19 protein-coding genes and 1 riboswitch are annotated in these 22,240 nt (G+C 38.2%); all 19 genes read right to left on the minus strand.

The features are described 5' to 3' along the window. Positions 1–10: 10 nt before the first annotated feature. Entirely contained in the window at positions 11–1,318 is a 1,308-nt protein-coding gene (locus tag ACXAEO_RS12795) for a protein-tyrosine phosphatase family protein (protein WP_474881531.1), read from the minus strand. Between the two features lie 5 nt (positions 1,319–1,323). Beyond that, positions 1,324–1,713 carry a hypothetical protein gene (locus ACXAEO_RS12800; RefSeq protein ID WP_474881533.1) on the minus strand — a complete coding sequence of 130 codons (390 nt, stop codon included), beginning with the start codon at positions 1,711–1,713 and terminating at the stop codon, positions 1,324–1,326. Between the two features lies 1 nt (position 1,714). Next, a complete protein-coding gene (locus tag ACXAEO_RS12805) occupies positions 1,715–2,803 on the minus strand; it encodes a hypothetical protein (protein WP_474881536.1) in 1,089 nt (362 codons plus the stop codon). 22 nt (positions 2,804–2,825) lie between these two features. Further along, complete coding sequence (locus ACXAEO_RS12810; RefSeq protein WP_474881538.1) at positions 2,826–4,229, minus strand: glycosyltransferase family 2 protein; 1,404 nt, start codon at positions 4,227–4,229, stop codon at positions 2,826–2,828. Beyond that, on the minus strand, positions 4,226–5,299 hold the full coding sequence (locus ACXAEO_RS12815) for a HEAT repeat domain-containing protein (RefSeq protein ID WP_474881541.1): 1,074 nt from the start codon (positions 5,297–5,299) through the stop codon (positions 4,226–4,228). Before ACXAEO_RS12815 ends, ACXAEO_RS12810 begins: the two co-directional genes overlap by 4 nt. Then, positions 5,290–6,864 carry a response regulator gene (locus ACXAEO_RS12820; RefSeq protein ID WP_474881543.1) on the minus strand — a complete coding sequence of 525 codons (1,575 nt, stop codon included), beginning with the start codon at positions 6,862–6,864 and terminating at the stop codon, positions 5,290–5,292. The genes ACXAEO_RS12815 and ACXAEO_RS12820 overlap by 10 nt, the downstream gene beginning before the upstream one ends. 179 nt (positions 6,865–7,043) lie before the next feature. Beyond that, on the minus strand, positions 7,044–7,937 hold the full coding sequence (locus ACXAEO_RS12825; RefSeq protein ID WP_474881545.1) for a 50S ribosomal protein L11 methyltransferase: 894 nt from the start codon (positions 7,935–7,937) through the stop codon (positions 7,044–7,046). A gap of 125 nt (positions 7,938–8,062) precedes the next feature. Continuing rightward, positions 8,063–8,992, minus strand: coding sequence for an HPr(Ser) kinase/phosphatase (gene hprK, locus ACXAEO_RS12830; RefSeq protein ID WP_474881547.1), 930 nt, complete (start codon positions 8,990–8,992; stop codon positions 8,063–8,065). 159 nt (positions 8,993–9,151) lie between these two features. Continuing rightward, entirely contained in the window at positions 9,152–10,597 is a 1,446-nt protein-coding gene (locus tag ACXAEO_RS12835; RefSeq protein WP_474881549.1) for a DEAD/DEAH box helicase, read from the minus strand. Between the two features lie 339 nt (positions 10,598–10,936). Further along, entirely contained in the window at positions 10,937–12,304 is a 1,368-nt protein-coding gene (locus tag ACXAEO_RS12840; RefSeq protein ID WP_474881551.1) for an alanine/glycine:cation symporter family protein, read from the minus strand. Positions 12,305–12,413: 109 nt separating this feature from the next. Further along, positions 12,414–12,534, minus strand: a riboswitch (glycine riboswitch). Between the two features lie 280 nt (positions 12,535–12,814). Beyond that, the gene (locus tag ACXAEO_RS12845; protein ID WP_474881554.1) at positions 12,815–13,774 is read right to left on the minus strand and encodes an aldolase catalytic domain-containing protein; all 960 of its coding nucleotides are present in this window, start codon (positions 13,772–13,774) and stop codon (positions 12,815–12,817) included. A gap of 237 nt (positions 13,775–14,011) precedes the next feature. Continuing rightward, a complete protein-coding gene (locus tag ACXAEO_RS12850) occupies positions 14,012–14,281 on the minus strand; it encodes a DUF1292 domain-containing protein (protein ID WP_474881557.1) in 270 nt (89 codons plus the stop codon). A 231-nt stretch (positions 14,282–14,512) separates the two neighbouring features. Beyond that, on the minus strand, positions 14,513–15,247 hold the full coding sequence (gene truA, locus ACXAEO_RS12855; RefSeq protein WP_474881560.1) for a tRNA pseudouridine(38-40) synthase TruA: 735 nt from the start codon (positions 15,245–15,247) through the stop codon (positions 14,513–14,515). 259 nt (positions 15,248–15,506) lie between these two features. Next, a complete protein-coding gene (locus tag ACXAEO_RS12860) occupies positions 15,507–15,902 on the minus strand; it encodes a GtrA family protein (RefSeq protein WP_474881563.1) in 396 nt (131 codons plus the stop codon). Between the two features lie 48 nt (positions 15,903–15,950). Further along, on the minus strand, positions 15,951–17,366 hold the full coding sequence (locus ACXAEO_RS12865) for a PAS domain-containing protein (protein ID WP_474881566.1): 1,416 nt from the start codon (positions 17,364–17,366) through the stop codon (positions 15,951–15,953). A 349-nt stretch (positions 17,367–17,715) separates the two neighbouring features. Further along, the gene (locus ACXAEO_RS12870) at positions 17,716–18,975 is read right to left on the minus strand and encodes an ATP-binding protein (RefSeq protein WP_474881570.1); all 1,260 of its coding nucleotides are present in this window, start codon (positions 18,973–18,975) and stop codon (positions 17,716–17,718) included. Positions 18,976–19,194: 219 nt separating this feature from the next. After that, positions 19,195–19,938: a DUF4230 domain-containing protein gene (locus tag ACXAEO_RS12875; protein ID WP_474881573.1), complete on the minus strand. Its 744-nt coding sequence runs from the start codon at positions 19,936–19,938 to the stop codon at positions 19,195–19,197. 333 nt (positions 19,939–20,271) lie between these two features. Further along, on the minus strand, positions 20,272–21,483 hold the full coding sequence (locus ACXAEO_RS12880; protein WP_474881575.1) for an L-lactate MFS transporter: 1,212 nt from the start codon (positions 21,481–21,483) through the stop codon (positions 20,272–20,274). Between the two features lie 367 nt (positions 21,484–21,850). Further along, positions 21,851–22,102 (minus strand): hypothetical protein, encoded by a 252-nt coding sequence (locus tag ACXAEO_RS12885; protein ID WP_474881577.1) that lies wholly within the window; start codon positions 22,100–22,102, stop codon positions 21,851–21,853. Positions 22,103–22,240 lie beyond the last annotated feature (138 nt).

Here is a 22,240-nt window from a genome sequence, read left to right on the forward strand (position 1 = left end):
CATCCTCTTCTTAATCCGATACTTCCCCGATAATCATATCCTTAAACTCATTCGGTATGATGACATACGTCGTATCATCTTGTGATGTTAATTCTGTTAGCAAATCGTTCTCATAACCTTCAAACATATCGATTCTTTCAAACGGAACGCCAAATGCTTCAGCCAAAGCGCGCTGTTTTTGTAATTCTTCTTCTGAATGAACACTTGCCGCATAGACCATGACGACTTTTTGAACACCTTTTGCTAAAATATATTCTTCCCATTCCTCTTCAACTAAAACAGGGCCGAATACTTCTTTCCGGTTGACAACTTCAATTTCGCCATTTTGAATCAGTGTGTCGTCGAGTTCTTTTGGATAGCCAAATTCAAAGCCGTTTAAAATCGGGATTAGCTTTCTATTTAAATTTAGATTGCTTTCTTCATACACATAAACATGCGTATCTTTTTTATAAATTTCCCTTGCCGCTTTATATAAATCTCGCATGTTTGTACTAGCTATTTTTATGAAACTAACATCAGACTGAACCGAAGTATCCGTCCCGTAAGCAATTGGTTCAATACCTGCTTTGCGCAGCTGTGATACATCGGGCTTTCTTTCTCCAATCGCCATCCAGTTTCCAATGACCGTTGTGTTTGAGGGAAGAGCCGTTTCAGCAATCGGCGTTAATCCTTTGTTAAAATATAAATGCAATTTTAGCATTCGCTCATCCGTTGTAAAACCATGAACATAAACAGTATGAGAAGTTGATTGAAGGTAAGCTGCTAGTTGCTCTGTATCCTCTTTGTCAAAAGGCAAATCAGCAATCGGCGTAAATATAATCTCATTCTCTAAAGCAAGCTTTCTCTCTCTTTGATACGCATTGGATTCAGGAGAGACAAATGATACGATTTCTTTTATTTCTTTTCTTAATAAATCGAACCATTCACCATCTGTCGGATGTGGGCCAATGATAATTCTTTCTTGATTATGAGCAAACACAAAGCCCCGTTCGAAACGGTCGTCCAAAACAACATCCCGTTCCTCAGCTTCCACTCCCGTCACGTCCATTACTAATCGTTTAATATAATCCACGCGATGTTTCCCTAAATAGCAATGAACGTAGTAACGCCCGTTCGGATTTTTATTAATTAACTCCAAAATTTCATTGATAGATTGTTGATTGTCACCAATCCACGGCAACATCGGAAACGAATGAACAGGCAAGTCAATTTCTTTCCCATTTGCGAGCTCATCATTCAACAGCTTGTTTTCAAATACAATCGTCGGACTCAATAACGTAATAATGCCGTCATAGCCTTCTTCCTTAATTCGTTTCATATCTTCTAGCTGCGGATACGGCCCGAATGTGAATTGTTCGCTTGATTCTTGAATCTCGCCGCGCTCAACGCCACAAGGGCTGTATTTGTGTTCACAAACATATAAAACACAAACGCTGCATTCGCCACAGCTATTCCGGTGATGATATACGCTAAGAGATTTTTATTTTTTCTCACAATAAATCTATAAAACAAGTAAGCAACAAGAAAACCGAATAGGACCCATCCGTACACGAAGTTTTTCATCATCCCGTCAATCTCATTCTGGGTTTTTCCGAGCTGTACGAGCCATTCTTCAAAAGGAACCATAAAAAATAGAAGAAAATAGCCTCCACCAGAAAAACCGAAAGAACCGAGAAACAAAAATGTAAGCAACACTTTTACGTATTTGGACATGTCACCCCTCCTCTATGAGCTGTTCTTGAATAATGTGGTTCATGAGCGGGACATACACTTCCCAAAAAAACTGATCTGTCCGATTGAAAAAGGCATTCACAGAATAAAACCAGCCAGGTAGACGCCAGTATTTGTAGTAATCCGTGTAAATATCCGCAAAATCTCCAGCAAAATAATATGTTTTCTCATCCTTATTATGCAAAATAGCTGGGTATTTCAGTGGAATCCCGTGTTGCGCTAACACCTTTTGGGCCGATTCACTAATGTTTAATTCATAGTTTGCCTCTACGATTACTTTCTCAGATGGTGTGACAATATCAAACCAATAACCATATTCTGAGTCCTTTACATGCTTATATGTTTCTGCGGCCTCTTTTGACCACTTGAAATCTACTTTCCCGTCAAAGTCTTTCTTATCAATGACAATTACTTGATCCGCTTCATCGGCAAACACTAATCCTTTACCAGTGAAGGCCCAATTTTCACCTGTCTGCGCTTCCCAATTTTCCCTCACCCAAACTGGCACCTCTTGGTCTTCTAAATTAGGAAAATATCGACCGATCCACCCCGACCATTGGATTCCTAAATTTTCTTCGACAATCCTTCTTGTCGCAAGGTCGGTCGGCGAAGCAAGTGAATTAAATTCAACAATTAACGTATTATCACTCGTCTTATTTGCCATAATCTTGTTCCACTCAAAAATGGTCAGTCCGCCGTAAATTAAGGAAGAACGTTCACCATCTATATTGTCCTTTAAATCTTCTTCGTACACGCCGTATGTATCGGCAACATACATCAAGTCAACGGACTCTGGTATCTCCAACACCTTATCACCTGTAAGCGTTTCCAGATTATATCCATAGTAATCGTTCGCTAATTCATATTTCGTTTTCTCATCTTTGCGCACCTTATTATGCTCAAGCATCCAAAACAATCCTAAATGTTCCCGATAATCGTTTTTCGGGACAGTTTTGTCGATGATGGCAAGTTGCAGCTTCTTTTCCTCCATCAAATGCCACATTAAGAAAGGGTACACTATAAGATACAAAATACATGCAGCTATGCTGTACATAGCTATCCGCTTAATCATGTGGACTCCCTCCTTTTTCTACTTAAAATCCTTTTCGTTCCATATTTCCCCACTTCTGCTTTTTTAATGGATATTGCAAGAAAGCAATGGTTCGCCATAAAGCATTCACTTGACGATACCAGAAGTTCTCTATGATGCTGTAAAATAACAGAACAAGGAATTCTCTTATGCTTGTATACTTTCGAAAGCTCAGCTCCTCTAGCAATACTGCACTCATAGACAAAAACATCCCAAGTACAAATGTCGCAAAAATAAATAGAATAGCAAATGAAATATTTACAAGATCCAAATATAATCCAACAAGCACAAGGATAAATCCGATTAATTCGATTGTTGGACCTAATAACTCCACGATAAAGAAATAAGGGATAGCAACAAGTCCCATCACTTTATATTTCGGGTTCAAAAATAACGAGCGATGCTTCATCAAGCTTTGAAGTAACCCTAAATGCCATCTTACACGCTGGTTATATAATACTTTTAATGATGAAGGGGCTTCCGTCCAACAAATTGGATTTGGTAAGAACACCACCTTCGCCTTACTTTTAATGTCGTACAAATACTTTTGGAGGCGAATGACTATCTCCATATCTTCACCGACTGTAGAAGTATCGTACCCCCCAATCTCAATGATTTCCCTTTTTCTAAAAATCCCAAAAGCTCCTGAAATAATGAGCAATGAATTAATGCCGCTAAATCCAAGGCGCCCCATTAAAAAAGAACGCAAGTATTCAATAATTTGATGGATAACAATTGGATTTTTCGGCATCCCGACATTCAATATCCTTCCATTTTCTATTATACAGCCATTTCCAATTCGAACAATCCCGCCGCAAGCAACGATATCTTCTTCTTCCTCGATAAACGGCTGTACGGTCTTTAACAAAGCATCTCTTTCTAACACTGAGTCCGCATCTACGCTACAAATATACGGATAAGTCGATGCATTAATGCCTGCGTTCAATGCATCTGCCTTCCCACCGTTCTCTTTATCAATAACAATTAAATGTGGATAAAGAACAGAGCGATATACTTTTTTCACTTTTTCCGTTTGAATTTGATTGCGAATCGGGAAATTCAATTCATGAAGGGAAAATTTGTTGATTAATGTTTCTAATGTCCCATCCGTACTGCCGTCGTTAATAACAATCACTTCATATTCAGGATATTCGAGCAATAAAAACGACAGCAAGCTGTTTTGAATTGTTACTTCTTCATTATAAGAAGGGACAATAATGGAAATAGGTACTGTTAATGGGGATGTATTAATTTCTTTATACGTTTTATAGACATTTTTTCTCATATGATGTCTAATTTCAATTAAAGAAAGGATTAGTAGCGTGATATAAAAGAGATCCACTAGAATAACATAGGAAAAAATCGTTCGATTTACTAGATTAAACAAGTCCACCAAAAATGTATTCAAGATATTTTACCTCTCAAGTTTTTTTCCTGCAGTACTTTACTCGCTATATCACGAGCATATTGATCTTCATGGTGCTCACTTGCCCATATTAAGCGTTTTTTTCCAATGGTCCCCAAATCATAAAGAGCTTGAGCCGCTCTTAACCTTACCCACCAATTCGGATCTTTTAACGAATGATGTTCAAGCAAAGGAATACCACGCTCCATTTTACACTTATGAACGACATATACAGCTAGTACTCTTTCTTGCCACTGCTCAGATAGTAGAGAGGTTACAATAGAATCCTCTACAAGATATAAACCGATATTACCAATGGCTCTTAATGCTTGAAGACGGAGTTCTGTTGAGGGAGAACGTAACGAAAATGTAATAAGCGGAAGATATCTTGCTGCTTGTTTCTTCCCAATCATTTCAATAAACAGTTCTTGTAATCTTGGAGAAGCTTCTTGAAACTTGCTGACGATATAATCGAGATCATTAGTCGCATTCGTTCCACGAGTTAAAATGTCTCCTAAATGTACAATCGCCTTCTCTGGTAAACGTTCGTCATACTCCATTAAATAGTCGACGACATAGGATGAACAATCTAGTTGACAAAGAGCCTTGGCTGACAAATACATCAAGTCAAACTCTTTTGCATATAAATATTGTTTAATAGAAGGAGCAAATGAAGATAAATGTAGCTTACCTGCAATGGAGATTCCTTCTGCAGCAATCCACCACCTTTTGTCTTCTAGCATGCTTTCTACTTCTTTCAACAGTCCATTCGCATCTGCCATCGCGACGAGCCGCTCTCTCGCCCCATCGCCATCAATCACTTCTGCAATGTCCAAAATGACCGATTTAATGACATGCTTTTTCCAAGCTGTATCTTTAGCCACAACCGCTTGTCCGTGACCTGATGTCACATAGTCAATGACATCTGGAAGTATACGATTATAGTACATATGAGATCGTTTAGAATGGTAATTCAAATACAGTTTGCGCAGAAACAAATAGCTAAATAAAATAAAGAGCGCTGCTGAAAGCAAAACGGTCACCAACAACATGAAATATACGGTTATAACCATTGAACATCTCTCTCCCTATCCATGCGTGCTCTTTTCATTTTAGCCTCCAATACTTCGAGAGCAAAAGGCTTTGTTACATAGTCATCAGCCCCTACCTCATAGGCACGAAGGACATATTGAGAAAGGGTTTGTTCTGTTAAAAAATAAAATTTAATGTTAGCAAGCTGAGGAATTTGCCTAATCTGCTGACAAAAGAAAAAACCATCGAGATCGTTCAACTTTGTCTCACATAAAATGAATGCTGGCTGAAACGACATCACTTTTCCAACAGCATTTTGCACATCGGTACAAGATTCAATCTCCCACTCTTCACTAGAGAAATGATTAATAATTAAAGACGTACTAATGCGATCGTCATCAATGATTAAAACCTTCGTTTTATTGCTTGTTGAAAATGCAGTCAGGCTTGAACTATCTTGTTTACTGTCTCCCGCTTTAAGCACCTTACGCATGTCGTGTCCATATTGTAGCAAAAAATCGTCATCTTGATACGACTCTAAAAGGTTTGCTTCTCCCGTATTTTCTTTGCTCAGTCGATTCACATACCCTAATAACATGACATCTGTAAGGCGCTTATATGTAATATAGCTCGCTCCAATGGATAAGAGGCGTAAATGATGCTGTTCATCCAATTGATTCGTTAACGCCACAATCGGCAAATTTGCGAATTGCGGTTGCCTTCTAATCATTTCGATCAATTTAAAGCTTTTCTCATTCGGAAGTTGCATATTAATGACCATTACATCCGGATTAATCATCATCATTTCATTAATGGAAATCGGCTCTGTATAAACAAAACGCCGAACTTCACTTCCAAGTAGTTCCCTGTACGTTACTTTCGGGAACGGAGCATCACCATCAATCATTAAAAGCGTCACATTTTGTTTATCATGCCTATAGTGAAACGTTTTCTGTTTATCTAACAACTTTAATAACGCCAGAAGACATGTTACCAGCGTTTTTTCTCTGTTCTTTTTTACCACTATTTTGTCATCTTTTTGATGAAACTGCTGCAGCATAAACCAAGAAAGGTCACGCAATTCTTTCTCTTGGACATGAGCACTCGCTTCATTTAATTGTATTAACATTTGATAAAATTCTTCCATATACCGTTCATCTTCAAAGTACGTTCGCTTACGTGCCGCAATTACTTGACACACTTTGAAAACGTGTTCTCTTTCCTCATGGAAGCTATGTGTTTTGTTATTCTTCCACGGGAGATGATTAACATGAAGGCTGCTTTTATCTTCCTGTTTATACAGAACTTTCAATAAACGTGAGAGACATAAAACCAACATTTTTTGTTGATCTTTTCGAACAAAAATCTCTAATTCTTTTTTTTCAAATTTCTTTAACATGAAAAAAGAGAAATCATATAATTCTTTCTCACGGAAAACCGCGCTAATACGCTGCAGTTTAATCAATGTATAGTAAAAATCCTCAACATGCTGACCGTTATGAAAATAAGTCCATTTAAGCTTCCCTAACGCTTCATATATGGTTAAAAAGCTTTGTTTCAACTCATCGATATACCTTTCTTGTTCATCGTTCACTTTTTCAGTCACCCCACCCACCTCATTTCTCTACGTATTTTCTCTAGCTATGTAGTTTCTATTATAATAGATTCACATAGGAAATTCGACATAATCCAACAAATGGTTTCTCACACACCCTCTAAAACTAAAAAGCCAGCCTCTGCCAAATAGCGCGAGAGGCTGACTTTATAATCTATCCACGTTACCGTTCAATTTATTTCCTTTACTAGCAATGCCGTAAACCACTCCTCTGCGTGAACAATCTTTTCCACCTTATAGCCTTCTTCCACGTATAAAGCGAGTGTTTCTTTGTAATTCCACTCGACCATACCTGATAAAAGCAAACGGCCATTTGGGACGAGATGAGAAGTGAGAAAAGGCTGTAGTTGCTTAATTTCTTCGGCTCCAATATTGGCAAAAATCCAATCAAATACACCATCGATTTGAAAATTAGGGTTCAATACATCGCCTTGTATGACTGTCAAACGTTTTTCGACGCCATTTAATTCAGCATTATACATGACTTCAGCTTTGACATCCTCAATATCAACCGCCGTTACCGATTGCGCTCCCACAAGAGCGGCTGCCATACTTAATAATCCGGCACCCGTTCCAAGGTCCAACACCTTTTTCTGCTCCAACTCCTCTGTTAAAATAAAGCGAAGGCAATCTTGTGTCGTTCCGTGCAAACCAGAACCGAATGCCCGCGGTGGTTCGAAGTGAATGATACGACCATTCACCTCGTCTTCCACATGAGTTGGTTTAATAAACCATCCGTTTTGAAGGTCGATAATCGGAAAAGGTTGTTGCCAATCTTGTGAGGCGATAAACTGATAATGAACTTCTTCTTTTTTTATGGCTAAAATCTCTGAAATCTCATCCATTACTTTTTCCGTATCAACAGCTTCTTCATCTGTCACTTCTACGAAAACTTTCAGTTCAACCGCTTCATTCGTCAATTCATAAAAGCCATATCCGTTTTTCTCTGTATATTGTTCAATTGGTTGATCATAATACAAATAATAATATCCATGAAAATTCAGCTTTTCAATCGCCTCTTCTACTTTTTCAAAAGGCAAAAAAATTGTAAATTCATGCAACATATCACTCATCCTTACTTTCCAATCTTAAAAAATATTTTATATAAAGAAAACTTCCATCGGAAACATTTCTTACACATTATCTTAATAGAAGGGCGGTCTAAATGGAAGTTCTCTCATCGTCATTATTAATTAGAATTTGAAAATTCTGCTTCCAATCTACTCATAAATTCTTCAGCAGCACTGTATCCTTGCTGCCTCAAATACCAATTGTTCGCAGCCGCTTCAATAAGCCCTGCCACATCACGTCCAGGTACAAGCTGAATTTCAATCGAAGGAATTTTTACGCCCATATACTCTATATATTGCGGTTCATGCTCCAATTCATTGTTCAGCGCATCTTTCTGCCATTTCGTTAAATGAATATCAAGCGCAATCCGTGTTTCATCTTGAAAAGCCTTTCGTCCGTATAAACGGACAACATTCAGCAATCCGATGCTGCGAAGGGCTAAAAACTCCTTCGTTTTCTGATCATGCGTGCCCAACAATGTTTGCGGACTAAGCTTCTTTAAAATGACAATATCATCCGCAACCAACCGGTGACCACGACCAATAAGTGTATGGGCTGTTTCGCTTTTCCCAACTCCCGACGCCCCCCGCAGCAAAATACCAATGCCAAATACATTTACACAAACCCCGTGTACAGCTAGTTCTGGAGCCAATTCCTTCACCATATAAGCATCGAGTTTTGGAATGAATTCAGACGTCGTTTCAAGTATGTTGGCCAGTAACAGCGGAATGTTTTCTTCTTTGCAATATTGGGTCAAATATGTAAGTCCTTCTTCCCCTGCTGTCACGATAAAACAAGGAGGATGATAGTGAACAATATTCCCTATTCGGACTTTTCGTTCTTCTTCACTTAATTTATGTAAATAATTAATTTCTTTTTTTCCTAAAATTTGAACGCGTTCTATCGGAAAAAAATCGAAATGACCGACAAATTCCAACCCTGGACGATGTACTCGCGGTTGTGTAATCGGTTTTTGCAACTGGTCTTCACCAGCCAATACTTTCAACGAAAACTTTTGAACTAAGTTTTCCACTGTAATTTTCTTCATTTTTTCTTCACCGTCCTCATAGCCATCTAACTCAAAATTATACTGAACAATCGTAAAATCGTCATCTTTTTACGTCATTCATTCCAACACTCGAGAAAAAGGCCAGCTTCCCGCTTTAAATAACTTAGCGGGAGACTGACCTAAAGCTCAACAATGTCATTACTTAATGGCTTTGCTTACTTTCAATTTCTTTCCTTTAATTGTCGTATTCTCCATCGCTTGTAAGACGAGCGAACCTTTTCCATTCAAAATCTCCACATAAGTAAGATGGTCCTGAATGGTAATAATTCCAATGTCATCTGCCGTTACCCCAGAAATTTTCGCCATCGTTCCAACAAAGTCAACAGCTCGAAGTTTTTTCTTTTTTCCGCCGCTAAAATGGAGTTTCATAATATCTTTGTTGATACGAGCCGTTTTATTGTTTTTCACCACGCGACGGCCGTTCATTTTTTCTTCAAAAGCCGCTTTTCCTTCAGTCATTTCTTGATGACTTGGAGCTGCTATTTTATCGATCTCAAAGCCAATGTATTTTTCAATCGGTTTAAGAAATTTCTCTTCGTACGGTGCTGCAAACGTCATGGCGTTTCCTTTGTTGCCGGCACGCCCAGTTCTTCCTGTACGATGGACATAACTCTCTTTTTCCATTGGTACATCATAGTTGATGACAAGTGACACATTATCAATGTCGATGCCTCTTGCTGCAACATCAGTGGCGATAAGGTATCGGAATTCTCCCATTTTAAATCCGTTCATCACAGAAAATCTGTCTTCCTGCTCTAGTCCTCCGTGAAGTCTTTCACACGAATAACCAGATTCCTTTAATTCAGCAAATACCGTATCGACATGGTCTTTCGTATTGCAAAAAATGATGCAGCTATCTGGATTTCCAACGACCGTAACGTCTTTTAACAGCGATAGCTTTTCTTCTTGTTTCACTTCGATTAAGCGATGTTCAATTGTGCTGGTCGTAACACCTGAAGCCTCAATCTCGACATGAACTGGATTCTTCATATATTCATGGCAAAGTTTTTCAACGTCTTTAGGCAACGTCGCCGAAAAGACCATTGTTACTCTGTTGGAAGGGAGTTCATTTATAATGGCTTCTACTTCATCGATAAATCCCATGTTCAGCATTTCATCTGCTTCATCGATAATCAAGTACTTGATTTGATCTAAAGCTAACGTTTCTCTTTCAATGTGATCCATTACGCGCCCAGGTGTTCCAACAACTACATGCGTTTTTTGCTTCAACTCTTCTTTTTGTTTTATAAATGGCTCTTTTCCATAAACCGCCAGAGATTTAAGTCGTTTAAATCGGCCAATATTCGTAATGTCTTCTCGAACTTGCACGGCAAGCTCTCGAGTTGGTGTAAGGATTAAAGCCTGGGGCTTCTTTTCCTCCCACTCCACCATTGTACAAATAGGAATACCGTAAGAAGCCGTCTTTCCACTTCCTGTTTGAGATTTGACGACAAGATCTTGATTGGCCATCGCTTTTGGGATAACCTCACTTTGCACCTCTGTAGGCGTTTCATATTTCAACAAAGCAAGTGCCTTTCTTATTTCATCACTTACATTAAAATCTTCAAAACTGCTTTTAGTCATAGATGGACCTCGCTTTTTTATATTATCCGGTTGTTATAGGATTCTCCCAAAGAAGGATCATATGCAAAATTGGACTATCGTTCATTATACTTGAAATATTGAACAAATCGACTTTTATTTCATCTTTTGTTCTTGATTCTTTCTAGCGGTCTGTATAATCAAATATCATTTCCTTCAATAAAAATGAAAAAGACTGCATCGTGACATACCATGCACTCTGCAGTCCTTTTTCATTATATATATTCTACTTCATAACTGGACACAGCTTCATTTGCTTCAAGAACATTTCGCATGACCGCTCTTTGGTCATGTCGAATGCTCTAGATCGACTTATATAGATTAACTTACCATTTTTTCATTAGCATCTGCTGATTTATTAGCCTTCAAAAAGCGATTCGTTTCTGCTACAACGACACCACTTAATCCAATAAGACCAATTAAGTTTGGAATCGCCATCAATCCGTTCGCAATATCGGAAAACGTCCAAACGATGCCAAGTTTCAAATTCGCTCCGACTGCCACCATTCCAACGAAAATGTAACGGTAATAGCGAACCGCTTTGCGGCCGAATAAGTATTCCACACATTTTTCACCGTAATAAGACCAGCCTAAAATAGTCGAATACGCAAAGAAAACAATGGCGATAGCAAGAATAATGCTTCCTGTGTTACCAAATACAGATTGGAATGCGATAGTCGTCGCTTCTACTCCCGTTTTCCCAGATTGCCATGCCCCTGTTGTAATTAACACAAGACCCGTAATTGTACATACGATAATGGTATCAATAAATGTTCCCGTCATTGATACGAGGGCTTGTTTCGCTGGGGAATCGGTTTTGGCTGCCGCTGCTGCGATTGGCGCACTTCCTAATCCCGCTTCATTACTGAACACACCTCGCGCGATTCCAATTTGAATCGCAGCTGCCACCGTCGAACCAACAAAACCGCCAGTTGCCGCGGTGCCGCTAAAAGCACCTGAGAAAATAAGTGAAAATGCTGCTGGCACTTGATCGATATGATAAAAGATAATAATGATTCCAGCAACGATATAAAAGACTGCTTTAACCGGGACAAACAATCCCGTAAATTTCCCAATTTTTTGTACTCCCCCTAAAATAACGAGGGCACTCAATGCAGCTAGCAAGATCCCACTGACAATCGGCGACATTGAAAAATTGATTCTCATCGCCTCAGCAATCGAATTGGACTGCACCATATTTCCAATTCCAAAAGAAGCTGCAATTCCAAATACGGCAAACATCACCGCAAGCCACTTCTTCTTTAAGCCATTTTCCAAATAGTACATTGGTCCGCCGGAATATTCTCCATTTTCACCAACGACTCGATATTTAACCGCAAGAATCGCTTCTGAATATTTTGTTGCCATCCCGAAAAATGCAACAAGCCACATCCAAAATACAGCACCCGGTCCACCAATCGTCACGGCTGTCGCCACACCCGCAATGTTCCCTATTCCAATCGTAGCAGCGAGCGCCGTCATCAATGCCTGAAAGTGACTAATATCCCCGGCCGAAGAATGTTCTTCTGATTTTCCAAATGCCAGCTTCAAGGCATAAAATAGTTTAGTAAACTGCAAGCCTTTAAGGCGTGCCGTCAGGAGGATACCTGTTCCTACAAGAAGAATCAGTGTAGGCAACCCCCAAACATATTGATTGATTACGTCTAATACTTGATTTACTTTCTCCATCTCCAATTCTCCCTTACAAAAAAATAAAAAAACCATTTCACTCAAATGAAATGGTCTCTGGAGATACAAGGCATAGAAAAATAAACCGATCCGGAATCGGTCTTTTCTGTCGCTTGTCTCTGTCCTTTTACCTGAGAGATTATCCATCATACTGACGGATTTGCTCCTTCGGTGCTCTCTTTCCTCTATACCCGTTGACGGCAAGAGGGAGTCTCTCCAGAGATTCGTCCCCATACAGTTCTACTCGTTATCCAAGACCTGAGAGTTTCAAAGCTGTCCGACCAGCTTTTTGCCCCATCGGTAGATCAATTGACCTTCTCCTGTATGGTTCATCCGAATGCTATGAAATTAATATGTGTTATTATAATCATTGATAAAGAAATATGTCAAGTCAATATATTAAAAAAACAAAAATATGTTTGTCTTATAATATAACAAAACGGAATCTCAACATTTATTATCCAGAAAAAAACCAGCCCCTATTTCATACTAGGGACTGGCCTTTAACGCTTATTTAGAGGCTGGAGCAACAGCCGCTTCTGGTGATGTCACCTTGTCGTAAAATTTTACAAATTGATCGCGCTCTTCACTGTCGCGATAAGCCATTGCGACACGAGGATGCTCGTTTAATGCACCAGAAATCATGTAAGGGATAATATAGCCCCATTCCCATTTTTGACGCATTTCCAGCATATGCTTTTCAATCACGCCAAGAACTGGCTTAATTTCATAGCTTGGTTTTTGAATATAGCTAACAAGAAGCTCTGTATGACAGTTACCTGCTGCACGGCCCATTCCGTAAACGGATGAGTCAAGGAATGTCACTCCGTTTCTCATTGCTGCTAATGTATTAGCAAATGCCAGCTGCATATTGTTATGTGTATGAATACCGAGTTGTTTATTAGGAAGCATTGCTTGGAATTTGTTGACTTGATGCTCAATATCAGCTGGATCAAGGCTTCCAAACGAATCAACAATATAGACAACATCAACAGGACTTTCTCTTACCATATCAAATGCCTTAATAAGCTGTTGCTCAGGCACGCTAGAAAGCGCCATAATGTTAAGTGCTGTCTCATATCCTAAATCATGGAACATTTGAACAAGCTCTAACCCTTTATCCACTTCACGAATATAGCAAGCTACTCGAATCATATCTAAAGCACTTTGCTCACGCGGCAAAATGTCATTTGGGTCTACCCGGCCGATGTCCACAAGAGCAGACAACTTCGTGAACTTTTTCTCTGGAATGATTTCTTTCAGGAATTGATCATCAAGAAATCTCCATGGATTGGGCTCCGTCGCATTTAAAAGTTTTGGGGAATTTTTATAGCCGATTTCCATATATTCAACACCGGCTTCACTTAAACCGTTGTACAAATCTTGAACAAATTCGACGCTGAAATCCCAATTGTTCACTAAACCTCCATCACGAATGGTACAGTCTAGAATTTTGCTGTGATGTGCCATGTTTGTAACACCCTCCTGTTTTTCGCTGCGCTTGACTCTCTCTTTCGCGCTTTTATGCTTTTATGTATTAAAATGTATTATTATGGTTATACCATGATTTTGTTCAAGGTGTCAATGAACTTTACTTAAATTTATTCTCAAACTGTAAAATTCAGTAAATTCAATCATTTAAGAAATCAAACAAAAACCGAGACTACTCCCGCTTTTTGCTTGATTAAACGGTTATACATCAAGAGATTAATCCTCTTCATCCATAATATCATCAAAAGCTTGGGATACTTTTTCAAACTCCTCATCTTCTTCAATGAAGGCAAAATCTCCTTCAGCATCAATTTTCAGAAAGAAAACATCAATGTCCTCTTCACCCTCATGGCGTAGATCCTCTACAAATCCGACAGCCGCATATTCCGTTCCTTCAATGCTAACTACTCCTAATACTTCCACTTCCTGCTCCTCGCCATTATCATCTGTAATGGTAAACGTTTCACCAACTTCAATCTTTTCCATATATATTTCCCCTTTCGTTTCTTAATGGTTTCACTACCATAGCTTCCCGAACAGAGAAAATTTCATGCGTAACAGAAAAAATTTTTAAAAAGATACACGTTCTTATACGAGTTTTCTTGTTGACCACTCGTTTTCTTTTTTATCAATTAGAACATAGTTTTACTAAATATATATCTTTTAAACAAGAGAAAAATCGTTAGATGGCTATTCACCTAACGATTTTTCTCTTGTTTAAAATTCAATTTTTTCCAAAAATAAACCTTCAGCATTCGCAAACCCTGCCTGGTCCCGTGCCTTTGATTCCAAAATACTTGGGATTGCTTCTGCTTCCAGTTCACCTAGTCCCACTTTAATAAGCGTCCCCACCATTTTTCGAACCATATTGTATAAAAAGCCATTTCCTCTTATTCTGATGTGAATGAACCCTTCATTTTCTTCTAATTCAATCGAATAAATTTTTCGAACCATCGATTTTTTCTTAGATTTAGCATTCGAAAATGCTGTGAAATCATGTTCCCCGATAAAATGCTGACATGCTTTTTCCATTTCTGCAAGATTCAATGCTTTCTCGACATGCATACTATACTTTCGCATGAACGGATGGGTGTATTCTTTATTCCAAATTTTATAGACATATGTTTTATCTTGCGCATTGTAGCGTGCATGAAAGCGATCAGGAACAATCGTCACTTCTATCACACTAATATCGTTAGGTAAGTACCGGTTTAAATAATTCATAACTTCAGTTTCTGTCCAATTTCCATCGAGCTTTACATTAGCAACTTGCGCTAAAGCATGAACCCCCGCATCCGTCCTACTACTTCCGATAATTTCAACTTTCCGCCCTACCATCTCTGATAATACATTTTCAATTTTTCCTTGTATTGTATTTTCACCATTTCCAAGACGCTGCCAGCCTTTATAGCGTCCACCATCATATTGGATTACTAATTTATAGTTGTTCATTGCTTTCTCCTAACTTTTTCTTTCTGTTAACAGTCGCATTCTCATAGCCTGTACTTTCTATCAACAAACCTAGCTAGATATTCGTTCAAACTATACTACTCTGTTTTTTAAGATCCTCCACCATTATACCAACAAAATGCAAGTAAGCACTTAAAAGCAGTGAAGATTTTTGAATAACGAAAGAATATTCCATCTCATAGGCTTATCTTTTTTCTTTTAGAACATAGTTTTACTTCAAACGCGAATTATTCTATTCTCTTTATACACGCTCTTCCTTAAATGTCCAGTAATTGTTTAATGTAAAATTAATAATGGGAATTACCAATGTCGTCACGATTTCACCTACTGAGTAGTGAAAAGAATATACATGAACAATGATATACATAATGGTGCTGTTTAAAATAAATGCGATTCCCGAAACAGTTACGTATTTACGAAACGCTCCTTTCGAGGATTGTGTGCGAAAGGTAAAACGTTTATTCAAAGAATAAGAAATAATTGTCATTAGCACAAACGCGAGAGCCGAGCTCAATACAGGTTCTTGATGGAACGATTCAACTAGAAGGAAAATCGTGAAAAAATAAACTAAAACACTTATCATTCCAACTAAGCTGTATGATGAAAATCTAACCAATATTTTTTTACTTTTAATCATGAAACCATTACCTTTCTGCCAACATTTACTCTTTCAACTAAGCAGTGTTTACTTTGCATAGCAATACATGTTTTTTCCTTGCTTTTTCGCCTCATACATTGCTTTGTCCGCTTTTTGAATGAGCGCTTCTGCATTTTCGCCATTGTATGGGTAAAGGCTAATTCCAGCGCTTGCCGTGACAAAAACCTCACAGTCATGTAAAAAGTAAGGTTGGCTAATATTAGCAATGAGACGCTTGGCAATGTTAGACGCTTCGTCTTTCGTACATTCCTGCAACACGATAATGAATTCATCACCGCCAAGGCGAGACACTATATCGCCTTTTCTTATGGTCATTTTCAATCGTTGGGCCACTTCTTTTAATAATAAATCCCCAATGTCATGGCCATACTGATCATTTACTTCTTTGAAGCCATCTAAATCCATAAATAAAACCCCAACCAATTGTTTCCTTTCTTTGGCATGCTGAATGGCGTTGTCCAAATAGTCGTAAAGAAGTCGTCGATTGGGTAGATGAGTGAGTGTATCTGTATACGCCATTTCATACATCATGCTTTCGACCTTTTTCTGCTCTGTGATATCTCGAAACAAAATTTGAACAGATGGCTCGCTTCCGTTTGTAAATGGCTGGCCTATTATTTCTACGTCCATCACCTTGTCGTCTAATCTTTGCATTTTCACCTCAACAACTTTGGGTGGAAGACTCGTTTCAAGCAGTTCTTTCCATTGTTGTTGTACGACCTCATGGTATTCTGGCATAATAAAATCTAACATACTTTTATGCAGAAACGCTTCCTGGCTGTGTCCACCGAGCATCTGAACTCCAGCACGGTTTATATATTTAAACACTCCGGATTGCTGAACAGCTATTCCATCAGGAGAATGTTCTACTAAATTCCGATAGCGATTCTCACTTTCCGTTAATTTTTTCTCCAATTTTTTTCGTTCTTTAATATCTCTGGCAATCGATAAAACAACATTCTTCCCACTTAAATTGATAAGTGACGCATTATATTCAAAAGGGATTTCTTGTTTCGTTTTTGAAAGATATTTCCCTTCAAAAGTGATATGCCCCTTTGCTAAAAGAACATGAATGAGATTATCTATCTTCACCAATCGATCCTGTGGCGTAATATCCATCGGTGACATTGAAAGGAATTCATCCTTACTGTAGTTCAATTTTTCTGATGCCATCTTGTTCACTTTAATGAACTTACCAAGTCTGCGATTTTCTAGCAATTCAAACAAAACAATGACATCCTTTGAATGGTTAAATAAAGTTCGATAGCGTTCTTCACTTTCTTCAAGCTCTCGATTTAAAAATTTTGCTTGATCGTACTTCATCCCAAGCCACCAGCCAACGGCACTGTAACATAAAGTAAAAATCATTTGAAGCATCGATAAAGTATTTAATTTAATATGCCAAAATACAGAAAGTACTAATACTAAAACGCTGACTATCACTCTTCCGGTATATTCCATATATTCACTGCACGACTCAATGTAACATCATTCAAGTGATAAGTATTAGCCACACTCAGCTGATCCCTCTCACTTAGACCTAGCTCATTTGGTATGACTTCTCTTTACTTATCCCAGCTTTTCTAGATGGATGTATATCGAGTTACGTAATCCTTTCCCATTAGTAAGTCCAGTTGTATGTTAACACAACGGTTATCTTAACACCATTTTATCAAAAGATGAATGTAGTATAAAAAAATGAATGCTTATTGAATAAACATCCCATTCAGCAAGCACCCACATTCACACCCTCATATTTTTCACTTCGACTATTTATCCATTATATTGCCTGTTAACGATGAATCGGAAGATAAATAGAAAAACAGCTTCCTTTTCCAAGTTCACTCGCCACATAAATATTTCCGTCCATTCCTTTTATAATGCTAAAAGATACCATCATTCCTAAACCTGTTCCCTTGTCCTTCGTCGTAAAATATGGTTCTCCTAAGCGAGACACTTGCTCCCTCGTCATACCTTTTCCTTCATCCTGGATATCAATTTGGATATGTTGAGCATGATTAGTTAAATGGATTCGGATTTCTCCGCTATCTGTCGTCGCTTCAATCGCATTTTTCAATATATTGATTAAGCATTGCTGAAATTTTTTTCTTTCGCCTAGTACATAATGGTTTTGATCTTTTAATAACGTTAACTTAATTTCCACTCCATTCATATTCGCTAAAGGAGTCAACACATTTGCTGTTCGCTCAATCTCTTCACACACATCGATGCTTTCCTTTTGTTCAGGTACGGGATTGGCAAACGTTAAATAATCATTAATAATAGCGGTAGCACGATCCAATTCTTCCAGCGCAATGTTAGCATATTGTTTTCTTGTCTTGCCGCATATCTCCTCATCACTTAGCATTTGTACAAACCCCCTGCTAACCGTAAGCGGATTGCGAACTTCATGAGAAATACTTGCTGCGAGATGGCTAACAACGGTTAATTTTTCTGCTTTAATGACCTTCTGTAGCACTTCAAAATTCGTTCTAATAACCTCCCAAATCAATGTAGCAACAAACATTGCTAAGACGTTCACAAAAATATACTGTACCCAAATCTCATTTCCTAAATCAATACCGAGGATATACTTCGTACAAGATAAAGATAATATTAACGAAAAAAGTACGGTTAAGCTGCTTGTAACCATCTTTTGTTTTAAAGACATTTTTAAATAATGGCTTGATACAAGACACACCCCGATAACGGTTACAGAGAAAATGAAAATGGTTACATAAAAGCCGCCCTCTCCGATAAATGCACGCATTCCTATAATGAAAGCTAATAAAGGGAGACCTAATCTCCACCCGCCATATAACGCTCCTAAAATAAACGGAATTCTGCGAAGATCAAGAATAAACGGTTCGACTAAAGCAACAGGAAACAGCATGCACAAAATGATAGAGACAATTGGGAAAATGGCATACATCCATCCTTTTAACTCTTCAAATCGATATGTATATTTTGATAAATAAAACATCTGCAATAAAAGTAAAGGAATGAGGATAAATAAAAAATTAGTAAGTAAATCCCTCGTTATAAGATCCATTCATTCACCAAACTCTCAATAATATTCTAAAAAGTCAGACACTAAATTACTGACATCATATCAAAAATAGAAAATGAATACTAGAGAATGACGAAAATACTGAGATTTTCTCCCTTTTACATCGTCGTCATCCGTTCATAAAGGAGGATGCATAAAAAAAGAATGATTCATTATTTGGTTTCCTATCCCGATGAATCATTCTTCAACCTATGCGTCTTTCTATTGAAAAGTTAGTTTAACAGAATAACCTAGTTGATGAAAAAACTCCTGAAGTACTTTTTTCGCATTTTGTTCCGCTGTTTCAAGCAAACCTGTTTCAATCGCCTCTAGTTTAATTTGTTCTTGCGCTTCCGCTCCAAGATCAAAGCCTTCATCCCATTTCACCTCATTGCGGAATATCCCTTCGTCTGAAAATGCTTTTACCTTGTCCATTTGAATAGCTGGATCTTGAATGAGTGAAGCATGCGGCAACGTAATTTCAAGTTTCTTCTCTTCTTCATCTACTCGAATGTCTTCTGCTGTTATTCCCTTCAAATCTACTCCAGCAATCACTGTAGCTGGTACTACGAGCATTAACTCTCTTTTTGTCCCAGGTAAGTTAAAAGTAATATCTTTTCCAAACAATTTGTTATCCTCTTGCTCAATGACCACCTTCATATGCGCTTGTGCGGTTGCTAGCGTAGATAACTCTTGAATTTGCTCGACAAATGTCGTTGTTTCTTTTTTTAATGTATTTCCCGAGAGTAGCCATACACTTCCTGCTGTCACAATAACTAAAAGCACAGCCAGTATCGCAATTCGCAAGCCCCAAAACTTAAAAATAAGCTTTATTAATCGTTTAGATGGATTAACATTCTCGCTCCTTTGGTCAATAGCAATCGCAACGGCACTTTCATCCTGCCCTGCTTTTAATTCTTTTAATGCACGCTCAAGCTCCATCGAATCGGCTCTTTTTTTACGCATCTATTACCTCCTATATATAAATCCATCTAGAAAAGTTGAGGGAAAACTCAAGTTGTCTAGTCTCGATTGAATAAAGATGTACCGAAGTATAAAAGCATACCTATATAGATTCATTCCGAAAGTTCATCCAGGAGGCATAAAAAATCTCTTGTAAATATCGTTCGGTATGAAAGGATGAAAGGACATATATAAGTGCTTTATACTTGATTATAACAAATTGCAAGTCTATTTAACTATTTTTTTCGACAATTTCATACATCATTCAATAAAAAAGACCAGTCTTCCGACTGATGAACGTGTCATCCTCGTGAAGAACTGGTCTCTTTTTTTATTTTAAACAGCTTCTTTTTCAAATTGCTCCATTGATGATATAAATTTTGGAGCTTTAACCCATTTAATTATAACAACAGCTACGATACAAATTAACCCTGAAACGAAAAAAGCTTGCGTAAAAGGAATGGCTTTTACGATGAATGGACCAGCAAACGCAGAAAGTCCATACGCCTGATACATAAATCCGTAGTTGCTTCCAATATTTTTCGTTCCATAATAATCAGCTGTGATCGATGGAAACAGCGCCAAAAAGCCGCCAAAGCAAAAGCCGATTAACGAAACAGCTATTAAAAACAATGGATAATTCAACATCCCTGTGCTCATATAAAGCATAATGACAGCTGTTAAGGAATAAATCGTCATGAGTGTGTTTTTACGCCCCAAGCGATCAGAAAGCTTACCTAATAACACTCGGCCTCCTGCATTGAATAAAGCAATAACCATAACAGCATTAGCAGCTTGTTCAAAGCTAAGTCCCGCTAATTCCACTCCGATATCAACAGCAAAGCTTATAACCATAAGACCTGACATACTGCCAATTAAAAAGATAGCCCACAGTAAATAAAACTGCTGTGTTCGTAGCATTTGTCCTGGTGAAAACTGCGCGTCCGCTTTCACGCCAGTTTGTGAAGAATTGTCTTGTTCAACTTGGTCGGATACTGGAGGGTTCTTCAGCAACTGTGCTCCTGCGACTACTAATACTAAATAAATGATACCAAGATATAAAAAGGCAGAAGACACACCGACACTTTCAATTAAAGAACCAATAATCGGTTTATAAATAAGTCCCCCTAAACCAAAACCAGCGACAGCTACTCCGCTAATGAAGCCTCGTTTATCTGGGAACCATTTTACACATGCAGACAATGGACAAACATACGTCATACCAATACCAATTCCGCCAATTCCTCCGTAAAATACATATAGTTGCATTAACGTCGTTGCTTGACTCGACAAAATTAATCCAAGCCCAAGCAACAGACCACCAATGGTCGCTACCCATCTTGGACCAATTCGATCTTGAAGTCTTCCAGCAAAAATTGTTGTTAACGCAAATACCGCAATGGTAATTGAGAATGTAACAACGACATCCTCACGCCCCCATCCGAATTTATCCATTAGCGGCTGATTAAATAAACTCCAGGCATACACTGCCCCTAAATTAATTTGGATGATAACGGCACCAAATACCACTAACCATCTATTCACCATTCATCTCCTCCAATACAACTAAAAATCAGAATATTAAAAATAAAAAGAGGCCAACGGCGATGTCCTAAACATCATCGTTGGCCTCTTATGCACTCACATAATATATGTGTTTACGAAAGCAACCAATTTTCTCTAGTAGTCTTGAAAACATTTCTGCATGTATCGGCTTTTGCAAACATTTGAAGTGATTTCTCCTGCCCTTGTTCTTCAACATTGACAGAAGCTATCATATAAATCTTGTTTGTTTTTGCTCGACTTTCCTTTTCCTATTATGCCATGTTTTTTTATTGTGTCAATCGAAAAATAATTGTAATCGCTTTCTGTTTTTCTAGCCAATCAGATCCATTTTCAATCCCTCATAATCGCTCTAGCCGCGAAATAACCACATTTTCGCATCCGTGTGAACAGAAGCAGTCATCGTCAACTCCCCCTCCACAAATTGCCCGTTTTGATCAAACGTTTCTTGAAACGTGACGTAAATCGGGCCATGTGCATCACCAAACAATTGAGCGTGCGCAGCTGAAGAGATTATTTGAAAAAAGAACAGAAGTGGTCGATTTTGCAGCTGTTCTTGCCACACTTGTTTTTGAACAATAGCATCTACTCGAAAAGCGGACACGAGCGGAGAAGTGTTTAATAGTCGAAAAGAGCTTGTTCAATGGGTTGAGCATAATTGGTCAATGGATGGCGTTGCGGACGTAGCTAAGTTCGAACAAATGCTTCAAGAGTTGAAAAAGGAAGAATAGTACGGATGGGA

It is taken from the genome of Bacillus sp. ABA4_010, from assembly GCF_056159105.1.

What these genes read in the sequence shown, in the direction of transcription:
- ACXAEO_RS12795 (WP_474881531.1), bottom strand. Translation starts at nt 1,318, where the DNA reads ATGAAACGAATTAAGGAAGAAGGCTATGACGGCATTATTACGTTATTG.
- ACXAEO_RS12800 (WP_474881533.1), bottom strand. Translation starts at nt 1,713, where the DNA reads ATGTCCAAATACGTAAAAGTGTTGCTTACATTTTTGTTTCTCGGTTCT.
- ACXAEO_RS12805 (WP_474881536.1), bottom strand. Translation starts at nt 2,803, where the DNA reads ATGATTAAGCGGATAGCTATGTACAGCATAGCTGCATGTATTTTGTAT.
- ACXAEO_RS12815 (WP_474881541.1), bottom strand. Translation starts at nt 5,299, where the DNA reads ATGGTTATAACCGTATATTTCATGTTGTTGGTGACCGTTTTGCTTTCA.
- ACXAEO_RS12825 (WP_474881545.1), bottom strand. Translation starts at nt 7,937, where the DNA reads ATGTTGCATGAATTTACAATTTTTTTGCCTTTTGAAAAAGTAGAAGAG.
- hprK (WP_474881547.1), bottom strand. Translation starts at nt 8,992, where the DNA reads ATGAAGAAAATTACAGTGGAAAACTTAGTTCAAAAGTTTTCGTTGAAA.
- ACXAEO_RS12835 (WP_474881549.1), bottom strand. Translation starts at nt 10,597, where the DNA reads ATGACTAAAAGCAGTTTTGAAGATTTTAATGTAAGTGATGAAATAAGA.
- ACXAEO_RS12840 (WP_474881551.1), bottom strand. Translation starts at nt 12,304, where the DNA reads ATGGAGAAAGTAAATCAAGTATTAGACGTAATCAATCAATATGTTTGG.
- ACXAEO_RS12845 (WP_474881554.1), bottom strand. Translation starts at nt 13,774, where the DNA reads ATGGCACATCACAGCAAAATTCTAGACTGTACCATTCGTGATGGAGGT.
- ACXAEO_RS12850 (WP_474881557.1), bottom strand. Translation starts at nt 14,281, where the DNA reads ATGGAAAAGATTGAAGTTGGTGAAACGTTTACCATTACAGATGATAAT.
- truA (WP_474881560.1), bottom strand. Translation starts at nt 15,247, where the DNA reads ATGAACAACTATAAATTAGTAATCCAATATGATGGTGGACGCTATAAA.
- ACXAEO_RS12860 (WP_474881563.1), bottom strand. Translation starts at nt 15,902, where the DNA reads ATGATTAAAAGTAAAAAAATATTGGTTAGATTTTCATCATACAGCTTA.
- ACXAEO_RS12870 (WP_474881570.1), bottom strand. Translation starts at nt 18,975, where the DNA reads ATGGATCTTATAACGAGGGATTTACTTACTAATTTTTTATTTATCCTC.
- ACXAEO_RS12875 (WP_474881573.1), bottom strand. Translation starts at nt 19,938, where the DNA reads ATGCGTAAAAAAAGAGCCGATTCGATGGAGCTTGAGCGTGCATTAAAA.
- ACXAEO_RS12880 (WP_474881575.1), bottom strand. Translation starts at nt 21,483, where the DNA reads ATGGTGAATAGATGGTTAGTGGTATTTGGTGCCGTTATCATCCAAATT.